General features: G+C 45.8%; 14 protein-coding genes. 5 read left to right on the plus strand and 9 right to left on the minus strand.

The features are described 5' to 3' along the window. Nucleotides 1–34: 34 nt before the first annotated feature. Complete coding sequence (locus QMG91_RS14975) at nucleotides 35–967, plus strand: early set domain-containing protein (protein WP_004397862.1); 933 nt, start codon at nucleotides 35–37, stop codon at nucleotides 965–967. A gap of 80 nt (nucleotides 968–1,047) precedes the next feature. Here QMG91_RS14975 and QMG91_RS14980 read toward each other — a convergent pair whose 3' ends face one another. From QMG91_RS14980 to QMG91_RS14995, 4 genes are all read right to left on the minus strand, one after another. After that, nucleotides 1,048–2,160, minus strand: a complete 1,113-nt coding sequence (locus QMG91_RS14980; protein ID WP_022589828.1) for an ABC transporter ATP-binding protein — start codon at nucleotides 2,158–2,160, stop codon at nucleotides 1,048–1,050. A 2-nt stretch (nucleotides 2,161–2,162) separates the two neighbouring features. Further along, nucleotides 2,163–3,005 carry a carbohydrate ABC transporter permease gene (locus QMG91_RS14985; RefSeq protein ID WP_004397860.1) on the minus strand — a complete coding sequence of 281 codons (843 nt, stop codon included), beginning with the start codon at nucleotides 3,003–3,005 and terminating at the stop codon, nucleotides 2,163–2,165. Between the two features lie 9 nt (nucleotides 3,006–3,014). Beyond that, on the minus strand, nucleotides 3,015–3,947 hold the full coding sequence (locus tag QMG91_RS14990; RefSeq protein WP_004397859.1) for a carbohydrate ABC transporter permease: 933 nt from the start codon (nucleotides 3,945–3,947) through the stop codon (nucleotides 3,015–3,017). Nucleotides 3,948–4,021: 74 nt separating this feature from the next. Beyond that, the gene (locus QMG91_RS14995; RefSeq protein ID WP_004397858.1) at nucleotides 4,022–5,236 is read right to left on the minus strand and encodes an ABC transporter substrate-binding protein; all 1,215 of its coding nucleotides are present in this window, start codon (nucleotides 5,234–5,236) and stop codon (nucleotides 4,022–4,024) included. A gap of 237 nt (nucleotides 5,237–5,473) precedes the next feature. Here QMG91_RS14995 and QMG91_RS15000 point away from each other — a divergent pair, with 237 nt between their 5' ends. Further along, entirely contained in the window at nucleotides 5,474–6,547 is a 1,074-nt protein-coding gene (locus tag QMG91_RS15000) for an ROK family transcriptional regulator (RefSeq protein ID WP_281827437.1), read from the plus strand. A gap of 11 nt (nucleotides 6,548–6,558) precedes the next feature. Continuing rightward, nucleotides 6,559–8,328, plus strand: a complete 1,770-nt coding sequence (locus QMG91_RS15005; protein WP_281827439.1) for a family 20 glycosylhydrolase — start codon at nucleotides 6,559–6,561, stop codon at nucleotides 8,326–8,328. A gap of 71 nt (nucleotides 8,329–8,399) precedes the next feature. Here the strand turns inward: QMG91_RS15005 and yaaA are convergent, their stop codons facing one another. Together yaaA and QMG91_RS15015 are read right to left on the minus strand one after the other, a co-directional pair. Then, a complete protein-coding gene (yaaA, locus tag QMG91_RS15010; protein ID WP_022549667.1) occupies nucleotides 8,400–9,176 on the minus strand; it encodes a peroxide stress protein YaaA in 777 nt (258 codons plus the stop codon). Nucleotides 9,177–9,275: 99 nt separating this feature from the next. Next, entirely contained in the window at nucleotides 9,276–10,712 is a 1,437-nt protein-coding gene (locus QMG91_RS15015; RefSeq protein WP_004397854.1) for an alanine/glycine:cation symporter family protein, read from the minus strand. Between the two features lie 714 nt (nucleotides 10,713–11,426). On the opposite strand from QMG91_RS15015, the gene QMG91_RS15020 reads away from it, so the two are divergent. After that, nucleotides 11,427–11,612, plus strand: a complete 186-nt coding sequence (locus QMG91_RS15020) for a DUF3545 family protein (RefSeq protein ID WP_004397853.1) — start codon at nucleotides 11,427–11,429, stop codon at nucleotides 11,610–11,612. Between the two features lie 67 nt (nucleotides 11,613–11,679). Here QMG91_RS15020 and QMG91_RS15025 read toward each other — a convergent pair whose 3' ends face one another. The 3 genes from QMG91_RS15025 to nfo form a co-directional block, all read right to left on the minus strand. Next, nucleotides 11,680–12,231, minus strand: coding sequence for a hemerythrin domain-containing protein (locus tag QMG91_RS15025; RefSeq protein ID WP_004397852.1), 552 nt, complete (start codon nucleotides 12,229–12,231; stop codon nucleotides 11,680–11,682). Nucleotides 12,232–12,564: 333 nt separating this feature from the next. Next, a complete protein-coding gene (gene ung, locus QMG91_RS15030) occupies nucleotides 12,565–13,242 on the minus strand; it encodes a uracil-DNA glycosylase (protein WP_281827452.1) in 678 nt (225 codons plus the stop codon). A 326-nt stretch (nucleotides 13,243–13,568) separates the two neighbouring features. After that, on the minus strand, nucleotides 13,569–14,426 hold the full coding sequence (nfo, locus tag QMG91_RS15035; RefSeq protein ID WP_004397846.1) for a deoxyribonuclease IV: 858 nt from the start codon (nucleotides 14,424–14,426) through the stop codon (nucleotides 13,569–13,571). A gap of 344 nt (nucleotides 14,427–14,770) precedes the next feature. Between nfo and grcA the strand changes: the two genes are divergently transcribed. Beyond that, nucleotides 14,771–15,148, plus strand: a complete 378-nt coding sequence (gene grcA / locus QMG91_RS15040) for an autonomous glycyl radical cofactor GrcA (protein WP_004397844.1) — start codon at nucleotides 14,771–14,773, stop codon at nucleotides 15,146–15,148. The last annotated feature ends 66 nt before the right edge of the window (nucleotides 15,149–15,214 follow it).

Below are 15,214 nucleotides of genomic sequence, written 5' to 3' on the forward strand. Positions count from 1 at the left end.
TGTTCAAAAGCAGTTGGAGGTAATTTTGAAAACAATGAAAGCCCTGTTGGTTGCAGCTCTGGTTAGCGTCAGCTTTTCCAGCCTCGCCACTCCTGAATTAACGTTTCTCAACGCCAAACAGTCCGCCAAAGAACTTGGAAAAAATGACGCCTTTATGCGTCGTCTGAGTCAGTTCGATATGGAAGCGCGAATGAAAACGGAAGATCACGTTATCAAGCCGGAATTTCGCCGTTTTGTTCGTTCCAACACGTTGGACTGGACCGCGGAGGACAAAACCAAAGTCACTCAAGTGTATGAGAACTTGCAAAAAGAGTTAGCAAAGTATCCACTCGACCTGCCTAAAGAAATCAAAATGATTCTGACGACGGGTAAGGAAGAAGGTACTGCCGCCTACACGCGAGGCAAAGCCATCATACTTCAAAGAGACAAGCTGGAACTGGGTATCGAGCTAAAGCGAATTATGGCGCATGAAATTTTCCATATTTACTCTCGCCTCAACCCAGTTAAGAAAGATGAACTGTACAACAGCATTGGCTTCCAACATGTTGGGGAAATTGAATTCCCAGATGATCTGGAAGACAGAAAAATCACCAACCCTGATGCGCCAGTCAACGACTACGCCATTAAAGTCGGTTTGAACAACGAGCAGGTCTGGGCGATGCCTATCCTGTATTCAGTATCTGAAAAGTACGACCTGAAAAAAGGTGGTGAATTCTTTAACTACCTGCAATTCAAATTCTTAGTTGTCGCAGACCAACATGGCGAGTGGACCTACGATGATGACGAGCCAGTTATCGTCGGTCGTGCCGAACTGACTGGTTTCTTTGAGCAGGTGGGTACCAACACCAACTACATTATTCACCCGGAAGAAATTCTGGCAGACAACTTTGCACTATTGATGCTGCGTTCACCAGTGGTGAATTCGCCAGAAGTTATTGAGCGTATGAAAGCGATTCTTAGCCAATAAATACTGTCACCGAAAGAGTTATATAAGAAAAGCCGCCTGATAGGGCGGCTTTATTATGATTTCAATCTGAAATGATGTTCTTACTTCGCCAATGGTAGCGCCTGCTGGTCGATGTCGAACAAGTGGCAATACTGCTCTCTGAGTTCCACATGCAGAATCTGACCATTATCCAGCTTCAAGGACACCGCCTCTTCTCCATCCAGCATTAGGCTGAGCTTTTCAATGTCACCTGAATAGCAATGCACGTAAGACACCGCACCAAGATACTCCGCAACATTAATGGTCATAGGCACAATGCAACGTCCTTCTTCCACGTCGTCACGAACGGTTAAGTGCTCGGGGCGAATACCTAGTGTAATGCGATCGCCTGCTGACAGATGCTCGCCATTTCTTGGCAAGGTTAATGTGTAGTGATCAGCGATGCTGACAGTGGTTTGCGATACGCTCGCCTCTAGTACAGTCACTGGAATGAAGTTCATTTTCGGCGAACCAATAAAGCCTGCAACAAACTGATTCTGTGGGTGGTAATACAGCTCCAGCGGCGGTCCCACCTGCTCAACACAACCATCTCTAAGCACCACAATTTTGTCTGCCAGTGTCATAGCTTCAACCTGATCATGTGTGACGTACACCATGCTGGTCGCTAAAGTGCGGTGCAGCTCGGCGATCTGGATTCGCATATCAACCCTAAGCTCGGCATCGAGGTTAGACAAAGGCTCATCAAACAGAAACAGTTTAGGGTTACGCACAATTGCACGGCCAATCGCCACGCGCTGGCGCTGCCCGCCAGACAGTTCTTTGGGTAAGCGGTCAAAGAGCTGGTCCAGTTTCAGCAACTTACCAGCGTGATCGACTTTTTGTTTGATCTCTTCTTTGGGTTGCTTGTCGATAGACAGGGCAAACGACATGTTTTCACGCACTGTCATTTGTGGGTACAACGCATAAGACTGGAACACCATGGCAATCTCGCGATCGGCAGGCGCTTCATCGGTCACATCTCGTCCGTCAATAAAAATCTCGCCCGATGTCGGCTCTTCCAGCCCGGAAATCATTCTGAGTAAAGTGGATTTACCACAGCCAGAGGGTCCGACAAAGGTGACGAATTCTTTATCATTGATTTCAAGGTCGATGCCTTTAAGAACATCCACTTTTCCATACGATTTTTTGATGTTTTTGAGTACTACTTGAGCCATGGTTATTCCTTAATTCCACCTTGAGTCAAACCTTGAATAAAGGCTTTGGATGCCAGCAAAAATGCGATCAATGTTGGTGCCATCATGATGATTAGCCCTGCGAACATCATGTGCCACTGGATGGCAAATTCGTTCTGGAACTCCTGCAAACCCAATGTCAGTGGGTAGAGATCCCTGTCTTGCAAGAATAAGAGTGGGAAGATGTATTCGTTCCAGGCACTCACAAAGGAAAGCAGCGCCACCGTTGCGATTGCAGGCTTCACCAGTGGCAGCACGATGCGCCAGTAAATCTGAAATGGTAAAGCGCCATCCACCCTTGCTGCCTGTTCTATTTCTGGAGACAAGTTCTTAAAGAAAGTACTGAGAATAAATACCGCCACCGGCATCATGCTCGCTGCCTGAACCAGAATGATACCCAGCAAAGAGTTGAGCAAATCTAAGCTTTGCACCACCACAAACAGAGGTGCCATTGCCAGACGAAGCGGGACAATCACTCCCAGCATAAACAAGATGAAAATCAGCTTGTTGCCTCTAAACTGCACCCGAGCCAGAACAAAGGCCACCATGGTACTGAACGCCACCGCCAGCACTACCGTACCTAAGCTGATGATCAGGGAGTTTAAGAAATAGCTGCTGAAATTCGCTTGTTCCCACGCACTGAGATAGTTCTCGAAATGCCATTCTTGCGGCATACCAAATGGCGAGCGAATCACCTGCCCCAGATTGCCTTTCACCGAGTTAATGAAGGCCAAACCAAACGGCAGGGCGACAATCAATGCCCATATCAGCAGTAGAAACTGTACAACGACCTGCTCAAGGGGTTTAAGTTTGAATATACGTTCCATGTCTTCCCCCTATCGATTACGCATGTTGCGCAGTGCCAAGTAAATCGACGCAGGTAAAATCAGAACCGATATCACCATGCCTATTGCGGCTGCCATACCAAGGTCTGCGGTTCCTGAACCACCACTGGTTCCAAAGGCAGTTCGGTACTGGAACGTCCCCATAATGTCGGTAGAGTAATAAGGTCCTGCATCCGGTCCCATAAGAATCAACACGTATTCCGCATTATTAAACACGTCCACCATCGTCAAAATGGTAATCAGAACAAATGCTGGTGTGAGCACCGGAAATACCACGTGCTTAATGCACTGCCAGCGGTTTGCGCCATCCAGTACTGCCGCTTCTAACAAGTCGGAGCGAACGCCAAGAATGGCAGACAAAATCAACATGATAGAAAAGCCCAGTTTTTGCCAAGACTGGAACATAGCAATGGTTGGCAACGCCGAACTTTCATCCCCTAAGAACATCAGAGGTGCGGTGATGACATCCCAATTCAGAAGAAGTTGATTCAGCGGACCACGAACATCAACAATAAGCTGCCCTAAGAACGCAACCGCTACGGCGGCCAGAGGATAAGGCATAAAGAACAGCAATTTGTACCCGGCTTTACCTGCAGTATTCCAGCTCAGCAGCAAGGCGAAGGTTGTGCCTAAAATGAGGAAGACGGAGATACAAATCGCGAAAAAGAGTACGGTTTGGTAAAACGAATTCCAAAGTTGCGTGCTCATGTAATCATCTGTCAGCAACTTAGTGAAATTGTCGAATCCAACGAAGGTGGCAGGACCTATGCCTGGCCAGTCAAAAAATGAAAGCACAAGAGTGCCGAATAAGGGCAAAAGATTAAAAACCCCATACAACAAGCAACCGGGAATCAGCAGCAACATGTACTGAATCTTTTCTTTCTGCTTGAAACTCAATCCTTTGGGGCGGGAAAACTCGGTCATACTGACTCCAGCGGTATGTAGGCGACCTGGTTATCAGGTCGCCGTCTTTCTTCTGTTTTTACAGATGTTGGCTTTTACAGATTTTTAGCTTTAAAGCCTTTTTCAATTTCACTCGACAGACCTTTGCTGTCGACTTTGCCTGCTAAGAACTTCTGGAAAGCAGGACCTACAACTTCCTCATACTGAACATTGAATGGACCTTTCCAGGTCAGGTGTGCCTGAGCTTGGTTAGACACAAACGTCGCCGCTTCAGCCTGATGAGCACCTTCGTATTTAATGCCGCTTGCGTAGGTTGATAACTCGCCCACGTGGTCAGCAAAAAGCTGCGCAAACTCTTTGGTTGCGGTATACGCCAGCAGTTTGTCTGCTGCGGCTTTTTTCTCGCTGTTGGCATTCACCAAATACGCACCATCAGCAAAAGCATAGACCTTGCCACCTGCACCAGGGACTGGCATTAGACCCAAATTCGCATCCGGATTAGTCTGAGCAATGGTGGATAATGGCGACGTCGACCATAAGCCATCAATAATCATCGCTGAATCGCCAAGTGCCACGTTTGCACGCATGCCGTTATAGTCCTGAGCTGCCGCTGACGGGTTGATGTATGGTTTCCAGGTTGCAAATGTGTCCACAACTTTTTGGTAACCGCTGGCAGTAAACGGCTCGTCACGCGTGGCCACTTTCGCCATCTCATCGCCTGATAAGCCTGCTTCTAGACCCGCACTCATCATGGCAAGTGCCCAGCCTGCACGCCCCGGCACTTCAAGAGGAGTAACACCTGCCGCTTTCAGCGTTTTCATGACCTGCTCAAACTCTTCCAGAGACTTCGGTTCTGTCAGGTTGTGCTTGTCGAAAATGTCCTTGTTGTAGATGATCTGAACGGTTTGAACAGCAAAAGGTACACCGTAGACCTTTCCGTCGGATCCCGTTGCAGCCCCAAGCGTTGCCGGAGAAATACCTGAGAGATCCACATCGCTGCCAACAGGTTTGATCACACCCGCTTTCGCGTATTGATCAATAAAAGAAGCACCCGGACGTCCCTGAAACAGATCAGGTCCCCCATCACTTTGTAAGCCAAGGCGTAAACGAGAGTTGTAATCCACACCTTTAAAGACCTCGACTTTAATATCGACATCTTTCATGTTCTTTGAGACTGCTTCCCATAGAGGACGCTCCTGTTTGCGCCATGTCCATATGGTTAGGGTTTCTTCTGCAATAGCAGAGATGGGTAAAGCCACTGTAAATGCCGTAAGTGCAACCAGCGCTTTTACTCCTTTCTTAAACTTCATCGTTTTATCCTCTAGTTAGTTTACACAGGAAACTAACTATATAATCTAGGCGATTTTTTGTGCTATACAACGATCGTGATCACATTTAGTTAACAAAATTATCAACGAAAAATAAGAAAGGTCGTACGGATCATACTTCACTCAATCAAAGAAATTCGTTTACTTTTTATTCTTGATTCCTCAAATTGAAGTCGCTATAAAGAACATAATCATTTAGTTTCCACCATCAACTTAATTATGAAGCCTAGCCAAAACAGCAAGATTGTTAACTTATCCAGAGTGCTCGATTGTATCTGGCGTCATAACCGCATATCGCGGGTAGAGGTTGCCGAACAGCTGGGTTTGGATAAATCGACGATCACCAAAATTGTGAGTCTGCTTACTGAGAAAGATCTGATTTCAGAAGTCACGGCTAAACCCGCCAATAGCAAAGGCGGTCGTCCAAAAGTGTCTCTTTCACTTAACAGTGACATTGGAGTACTGGTTGGAATCGAACTGACCGACAGCGTGATCAATGTGTCAGTTGTGAATGTGGAGTGCCTGATCGTATACCGTACTATCATTCCATTTCAGCCAACCCGTGGGGTAATTTCAGAAATTGCACACGTTTTGACTCCTGTTCTGAAAGAAATTGAAGCCAAGTTCGACAACATTTTAGCTATCGGTATCGGGCTTCCTGGTCTTGTTGACCCTGAAAGCGGTCAGGTGTCGCTGTCGAACGCTCTGGAAATTGATAAGCCTCTGGCTCTGGTTGATCAATTGAGTCAGATTTTCGCGTACCCGATTTTCATCGACAACGATGCCAACTGCGCGGCGTGGGGTGAAATGATGCAGACCCGACGTGAACCGACGAACAATTTCCTGTACGTGCTGTTTACTTCACACCATAGGAACACCGACTCGGAACATCTGGGGATCGGTCTGGGGTTCGTCCTGAATAACGACCTGTTTTATGGTGACGACTTTTCTGCTGGTCAGTACAAAAGTGAGCTAGTGAATGGCAAAGAGTCTGCCGACCTGACCTTAATTCTTCAGGAGTTCGCTTCTTCGTTAGTGCTTTTGGGGCGTCTTATGAACATTCATCACTTAATTATTGGTGGTGAAGCGCAGCGTTATGGTGCGAATCTGGTTTCGTACATTGATCAAAAGCTTTCTAAAACTGATGGACCAAAAACCTGGAACCCTAACATCAGTTTCTCAACGCTTGGAACACAGGCGGTTTCAGCCGGTGCCGCAGCAATGGCCTGGCAAAAACTCATCACTAAAGACATTGCACTGTTTAGCGTCTTGCCCTCCCCTAGCCGTATTTAATCGAGGTCTGTATGGCAGATAAATGCCCATCTTTGTTTCCCGCTCCTAAATCTCTCACCTTTGAACAGGGCGAGCTGTTTATTCCTGGTCTTTCAAAGGGCATGATCCCAAAAGTCATGGGGGAGCGAATTTCATCACCCATGGTGGAATATCAGATGTGCAGTGACTTCAGTGATCAGGCATTTGGTATTCAGATCACCAGACAACTGGTTCTGATCCAATACAAAGATGAATCTGGGATCTTGTATGCCCATCACTTGATCAATCAGCTTGTGGATCAGTGCGCCTCTTCATTGCCATTTCTGACTTTGTTCGATCAGCCGGATTTTCCGCAACGCGGCATTATTCTGGACGTGAGCCGTGACAAGATCCCGACCATGGACACGCTGTTTGAATTGATCGACTTCTGGTCTTCTCTGCGGATCAACCAGTTACAGTTTTATACCGAGCACACTTTTGCTTACCAACAGCATCACACGGTCTGGCAGGACTACGATCCACTGACTCCACAACAAATTCGGGCTCTGGATTATTACTGTAAAACCAAAGGCATCGAGCTTATTCCTAATCAGGCGACTTTTGGACATATGGAAAAGTGGCTATGTCATCCGGAATACACTTACCTAGCTGAGCAGACATCTGGTTTTTATGATCAACGAGGGGACTTTCGCCCGGAATCATTTGGCTTAAACCCTGTGTCGCCAGATGTACCTGGCTTTATTGCTGACCTGCTGGATGAACTGCTACCCAATTTTTCCAGTAAAACATTAAACATCAATTTTGATGAAACCATGGATTTAGGTGTAGATGGCAGTAAGGCAGAATGTGAATCTCTCGGGCAGGGTCAGGTATACCTCAACTACCTCAATAAGGTGTTGGAACTGGCGCGCCAGCGCGGTATGTATTGCCAAATCTTCAGTGACATGCTGTTCCGGTATCCGGAAATCCTGCCTCACCTTCCTAAAGAGCTGGAACTGCTCAACTGGGGATACGAAGAAGACCATCCATACGATGAAGAACACGCCAGACTGGCTGAGTTTGGTTACCCTTTTCAGGTTGTGGTTTCAACCAATACGTTTGCTTCTGTAGCGGGGCGCTGGAAATCGGCACAAGTTCACATGAGACGCGCCGCTATTTCTGCGTTGAAGTACGGCGGTCAGGGGTATCAAATTTCTGAATGGGGCGACATGGGGCACGCCCAACAGTTTTCTTTCTCACTGCCCGCATACGTGTTCGGGGCAGCAATGGCCTGGGGAGAAGCCCAGCATCAGGACATTCCAATGAGCAAAATACTGGGCGCTTTCTGGGGTAAAGAATATCAAAGCCTGACAGGTGCCTTGTTAGAAGTTCAAGATGCGTATCTGGATTCTGGGGTCACCACGCCCAATTGCGCCTTTTATGGACCATTTGTGTTCGATCAGAAATCGCGTCGCCACATTCGCCGAGCACAACTCGAAGACACAGAGAAGATGCAGCAAAGCATCATGTCGTTGACTGAAATGGAAAGAAAGTTAGGCGGGGAACGGGAAAGTACGCTGAAAAGTGAATTGCTGTGGACGCTTAAAACCATGAAACTGGCCACTGAAATCGCTATTGGATACGCACAAAATCAGTGCCGTGAAGTGGAGAGTTTCCCAAATTCGCTCAAACGAAAGCTGGTTAGAATGGTGGCTGATATCGAGTCGGAGTATGCGATTCTCTGGCAGGAAAAGTTCCGTCTTGGAGGCTGTAAGCAGAGCATGGCACGCCTTCAATATCTCAGACAGCTGCTTTCTCAATAACCTGAACTCAAGTTCAATACTAAAAAGCCCCAACGGTGAAAACCGTTGGGGCTTTTTAATAACCAGTTGAATCAGTTTTGCTCTTCGCGCTTAAAGACAAGTTCTGTTGCCGTGGATTCTGCTTCGTCAAAGTAGTAGCCAGCAGTGTCAAATTTGGTCAACGCTTCCACTGAATCGACTTTGTTCTGAATGATGTAGCGAGCCATCATGCCGCGCGCTTTCTTAGCGAAGAAACTGATCACCTTGTACTGACCATTCTTACAATCTTTAAAGATTGGCGTGATGATAGTGCCATCCACGTTTTTCGCTTTCACAGCCTTAAAGTACTCATTAGATGCCAGGTTAACCAATACGTTATCACCCTGCTCTTCAAGTGCTTTGTTAACTTCATCAGTGATGATATTGCCCCAGAACTGGTAAAGGTTAGTACCACGCTCGTTTCCAAGCTTAGTACCCATTTCCAATCGGTAAGGCTGCATCAAATCCAGTGGCTTTAACAACCCGTAAAGACCGGATAGCATTCTCAGGTGCGACTGAGCATAATCAAACTCCTCTTCGGAGAAAGACTGTGCCTCTAGCCCTGTATACACGTCGCCTTTGAACGCCAGAATCGCCTGACGCGCATTCTCGGTAGTGAAGGTTTCGCTCCACTCTTCAAACCTTGCTGCATTTAGCCCTGCAATTTTATCGCTCACCTTCATCAAACCTGAAATGTCTGCAGGCGTAAGCTTTCGACATTCCTTGATAAGCTCTGCACTGTGCTCAACCAGTGTTGGTTGCGTAAAGCGCTCTGTCGCAAGCGGTGATTCGTAATCCAGTGTTTTTGCAGGTGATACAACGATAAGCATGACTTTTACTCTGTTTGGCTGTTTTTATGTAGTAAGCATATAAAAAAAGCCATGCTAAGTCAGCATGGCTTTTCCAATCGTATCGATTAGCGATGTCTATTATTTAGTCGCTTTGTCTTTGTTGTCCCAGATACCGTCTTCAAGCTGAGATTGTAGCTCTGGGTAATCTTTTACATCAAAGGTAGGCACTTTGCCTGCTTTCAACTGTTTGTTGTAGTCCTTTGCCAGCTTCACAACGATGCCAGACAGCAACAGGATGGCTACAAGGTTCACAATCGCCATTAAGCCCATGGACACATCTGCCAAGCCCCAAACAGTTGGAAGTGTTGCCATTGAACCAAACATCACCATACCCAGAACAATCAGACGGAATAGGATCAGACCCTGCTTGCGATTATGCTCAAGGAAAATCAGGTTGGTTTCCGCGTAAGAGTAGTTTGCGATGATGGATGTAAAAGCGAAGAAGAAAATCGCTACGGCAACAAAGATGCCACCCCATTCACCTACCTGGCTGCTCAATGCACGCTGAGTCAACTCGATACCAGTGATTTCACCGTGAGGTACATACTCACCAGACATTAGGATAATCGCGACGGTCGCAGAACAGATAACGATGGTATCGGTAAATACACCCAGCATTTGCACGTACCCCTGAGAGGCTGGATGCGGCGGATAAGGCGTAGCAGACGCTGCTGCGTTAGGTGCAGAACCCATACCGGCTTCGTTCGAGAACAGACCACGCTTGATACCTTGAATCATCGCCTGTGCAATCGCGTAACCCAAACCACCAGCAGCCGCTTCTTGCAGGCCAAATGCGCTCTTGAAGATCAGAGACAGCACGGCTGGGATTTTTTCAAGGTTAGTCAGCATGACAAATAACGCCAACACAAGGTACGCCAGAGCCATAACAGGAACGATTAGCTCAGCAGTGCGGGCAATCTTGCGCAGACCACCAAAAATGATGAACGCTGAAATCACGACAAGCGCAATACCTACGAATTTAGCTTCAACACCAAATGCCGTTTGCATGGCACCTGCAATGGAGTTTGCCTGTACCGCGTTGAACACTAGACCAAACGCGATGATGAGGAAAATAGAGAACAACACGCCCATCCAGCGCATGCCCAGACCTTTTTCCATGTAGTAAGCCGGACCACCACGGTAGTTGCCGTCGGCATCACGGGTCTTGTATAGCTGTGCCAGAGTACTTTCGGCAAACGATGTTGCCATACCTAGCATGGCAATAAGCCACATCCAGAAAATGGCACCAGGGCCACCCGCCGTCAGTGCAACCGCTACACCGGCCATGTTACCAGTACCAACACGCGCAGCCAGAGAGGTACAAAGTGCTTGGAAAGAAGAGATACCTGCTGCGTCTGACTTTCGGCTGTTCTTCAAAACGGAGAACATGTGACCAAAGTGTCTAAACTGAATGAAACCCAGGCGCAATGTGAAGTAAACACCCACGCCGACAAGTAGATAAACCAGAATCGATCCCCAAAGAAGATCGTTCATCAAATGAATTAAATCTGCCACGATAACCTCGCATAGAGTTATGACAACGACACAGCATAGCGCTGTGCTCCCATTTTCAGTACAGAATGAGAGGAATGAATTCCTCATTGTTGTAATTTTTGCTCTGTACTGCCTCTGCTCTTTTCACCGAATCTAGTCATGTGAATGTCAGAGTGATTATTTTGACCGCGAGGATAATGCAGACCTGCATCGCAAAAATCAATATGCAATTAATTTCATTTATTTGTTATTTTTCACTATATTTGCACGAACTATTAACACAACAAACAACATATATCGCACAACAACCACACAAAGCACCTAAAAATTATTTACAAAAAAACGTATCCACTAAAGGTCAAATTCTGCGTGCCACAAATATAGCGCAACCCTTTGCGTAGCGAGCTTTTCGGTAATTTCACCAATGAACAACCATTCATCACCCACCAATATTTTTTTGCCGCGAACAAATTATGACTCGCATATTCACCCTTGTGACCAACGAGGACGCTTCTTTAACATAAATAAATGTCAGAAATTTGCTTTATTTGATGCTGATCGCGCGTTTTTTGTACATTGAAATTGCGCGCAAATTGTGAATTTACGCAGGGTTTCTCATAAAACCTTCATAAAAGAGAAACAAATGAGAAACACATCAAGGTTATTCTGCAGCCAATTATGTTACTTAAAAGTCTCCAATTAGGAGTCTTTATAACAAGAAAAGAGAGGTCGCATATGGATGGCTTTCAACTCGAAGATATCATGGCTATGGATGGTCAGCAGACACGCTCTACACGCTCTAAGCCAGCTAAAAGGAAATGGCGTGAAATAGAAGCGATTAAGGACAGACAACGCTTGCAACGTGAACTTATGGAGATGGATGTTTGTAACGAGTACGACTTAGACGACATCGATTTATAACTTAAAAGGCACCTTTCGGTGCCTTTTTCGTTTTTGTCTAATAGGGTCATGGCTCTAAGCCGTGGTCCTAGATTGCTTCATATTTGGTTTGCCGGACTCTGGCGGCAAGCTGACGGTATTGATCGGCAATCGTATCACCAAATACCGGGTCTTCATCATCGTGAAGCCACTGGTTTTCGACGACTCTCCAGTCCTCCGCCGTAAATGTCTTTGCGATTTGCGGTAAGACTTCCCTTTCTTCCAATTCCAGGTGGTTTTTCTGCCGGGAAATGAAGTCTTCCAGTTGATCCGCAAACATATCGAGAGGGATAACGGCATCGTGCAGAATCATCTCAACAGTATTTTGAAAGGCTTCTGTTACTTCAGACAGAGCTACGTGCTCTTGCTCTAAATCATCAATCTGCTGTTGCTGACCGTAATGCTTGGCATAGTGCAAATACAGAATGTCTTCTTTTGGGTGATGAACGGCTTGAGAGTGATCCGCTAAGTAATCGGTGATCTCTTTGATTAGGCTGTAGTTAATGGGCTTTTCGTTTTTCAGCTGTTCCAGTTTTCCATTTAGGATCGCCAACAAACGCACCATATAACCATGTTCTCGCCTTATTCTTTCTATAATCATGGCTTCCTTCCTCTTTTTCTATACCCAAGTGACCACAAGATGCTAGATTCAGCGAGAATTAATTGGTTTTCAGGCAAGACGGCGATTTGAAGATCTAGTGGTTCTAAATCAAAAATCGGCAACGCTGCATGAAAGCCAATTAAACTCGCCCTTGGGAGCACATATTCTGTCCCACTTCATCGTCAAAGAATTTGGAAAGGACCAGTCATTCCGCTGCATTCTTTTCCTTGAACTGAAACAGAATATGTAGCTCTGAACTCTGCATCTTGCGGTTACTTGGGTATATACAGTCTAGGAACGAGAAAAGAAGCCTTCATTGATATTGATTAAAATTTAGTCAGAAATTAGTTGCCAGTTTATCGGTTTGTGACTTTGACCTAGGAGAATCTCGTTAGTTTTAGAGAAGTGCCCACATCCAAAAAAGCCTCGGTGTGCGGAAAGTGGAGACGGATGGGGAGCAGCAAGAACATGATGCTTATTTCTATCAATCATTTTGCCTTTTTTCTGGGCATGCGATCCCCAGAGTAAGAATACGACACCTTCTCGGTGCTGATTGACGGCTTCAATGACGCGATCGGTAAACGTTTCCCAACCTGTTTTTGAATGCGAATGCGCTTTCCCTTGCTCTACCGTGAGTACGGTATTGAGCATAAGAACGCCCTGCTCCGCCCAGCTTTTCAAGTAACCATGATTTGGGATTTCAAAACCCTGAATATCCTGAGCCAGCTCTTTGTACATATTGACTAATGAAGGTGGCGGCTTAATACCGGGTAAGACAGAAAAGCAAAGACCATGCGCCTGATTCGGACCATGGTAAGGATCCTGCCCTAACAATACGACTTTCACATCTTGAAATTCGGTAAATCGGAAAGCGTTAAAGACATCGCTCTCTGGTGGATAAATCACCTTGCCATTGGCACGTTCCTGACGAACAAACTGCATAGTGTCGGCAAAATAAGGCTGTTCTTTTTCTCCGCCAATTACGTCGTGCCAAGTCAGTGACTCGCTCATAGTATCCTCGCTGTCTTTTCAAGATTAGGGACTAAAGACCCTAGATATCAGCTTGATATTCTATCGAAAAGTACAGCGAGGTGACCATACCTATGCTACAGTTTGACTTAGGTACTTTCTGGATTCCGGCTATTTTGCAGGTTGTTTTCCCTGCTGAGGCGTTCTCCAGTGTCCTGTTCCGCGTTGATGACGGTTAGGCAGAGGCAATGGTTTGGGTACACGTCCCATTGGCAATTGACTATTCATAAGTCACTCCTCACATATGAGTTACTGATTCTGATTGTTCTCATCTCAGTATTTTCTATGAAAGATCAATGCCAACTTTTTCAGCTCGTTTCGGTATTCTGGTGGAATAATCGCAGTGCCTGAATCTCGTCTTTCCAGATTTCTGGTTCAATTGTCTCTAAGATCAATGGGATACCGTCAAACCGGCTATCCTGAGCAATATACTGAAAGCAATCCCAGCCAATCTCACCTTTACCCAAAGAATGATGTCTGTCGACTCTTCTGCCTAATTCCACTTTTGAATCATTCAGATGCATTGCACGTAGGTAGTGCATTCCAACAATGTCATCAAACGCCTTGAAGGTTTCTTCACAGGCTTCTGCTGTCCTTAAATCGTACCCGGCTGCAAATGTGTGGCAGGTATCAATACATACCCCAACACGATCTTTGTCATCTACCTGTTCAATGATTTCCGCCAGATGTTCAAAGCGCCAGCCTAAGTTGGTGCCTTGTCCTGCGGTATTCTCGATAACGGCAACCACACTCGGTACTGCTTGGTGAGCAATATTGATGGACTCCGCGATTTTAGCCAGACATTCCTGCTCAGAGATCTTTTTCAGGTGGCTACCTGGGTGAAAGTTCAAAAGTTTGATTCCGAGCTGCTGACAGCGCTCCATCTCATCAATAAATGCGGCTCTCGACTTTTCTAATTTTTCCTGCTCTGGTGCACCTAAGTTAATGAGGTAAGAGTCGTGCGGCAGAATGTGTTCGTCGCTGTACCCTAACATTTCGCAGTTCGCTTTAAACGCCTTTATGGTTTTCTCTTCCAGTGGCTTTGCAACCCACTGACGCTGATTCTTTGTAAAGAGTGCAAAAGCGTTTGCTCCTATTTCACGCGCCCGCAATGGCGCTTGATCGACTCCGCCAGCAGCAGAAACGTGTGCTCCAATGTACTTCATAGCTTCTCTTGTAATTGGTTATCGAAAGCCTTTCACCTTACCAACCAGAGCAACTGGGTTACAGAGGTTTCTGGTGAAATCTTCAACATAAATTGTAGTAATATTACAACAAAAATAACGTTTAAATATTTTTGATAGTTTAAAATAAATTGTAAATACTATGTTTTATAAAGATTAATTGATTTAACTCAAGAAATTTACCTTCCAAAAATTAAGGATTTTGGTTGTTTTTTGACGCAAATCAATATTATGATTGAGGTTATTGGCTATATAATACCTAGCTCGACAAAAAACCGAAATTTACACCAATTTTAATCACCACGTAAGTGGACTAGGAGACAGGAATGATCCAGGGTATTCAAATTACTAAAGCGGCAAACGATGATCTACTTAACTCTATCTGGCTATTGGACAGCGAGAAAAACGAAGCTCGTTGTGTAGCAGCAAGCGCGGGTTATGAAGCAGATCAAGTGGTTCCAGCTTCTGATCTTGGCGAGTTTGAAAGCCGCGAAGTGGCGATCGAAACCGCTCCTCGTATTGAAGGTGGTCAGCATCTAAACGTTAACGTACTTAAGCGTGAAACTCTGGAAGATGCAGTAAACAACCCAGAAAACTACCCTCAGTTGACTATTCGTGTATCGGGTTACGCTGTACGTTTCAACTCTCTGACTCAAGAGCAGCAACGCGACGTTATTGCTCGTACATTTACTGAGTCTCTATAAGACCGACAGTTAAAAGAACATAAAAAAACAGCGCTCAATGAGCGCTGTTTTTTATTTGAGTACTGA

This window comes from Vibrio nigripulchritudo (genome assembly GCF_027924785.1).
Lineage (GTDB): Bacteria > Pseudomonadota > Gammaproteobacteria > Enterobacterales > Vibrionaceae > Vibrio > Vibrio nigripulchritudo.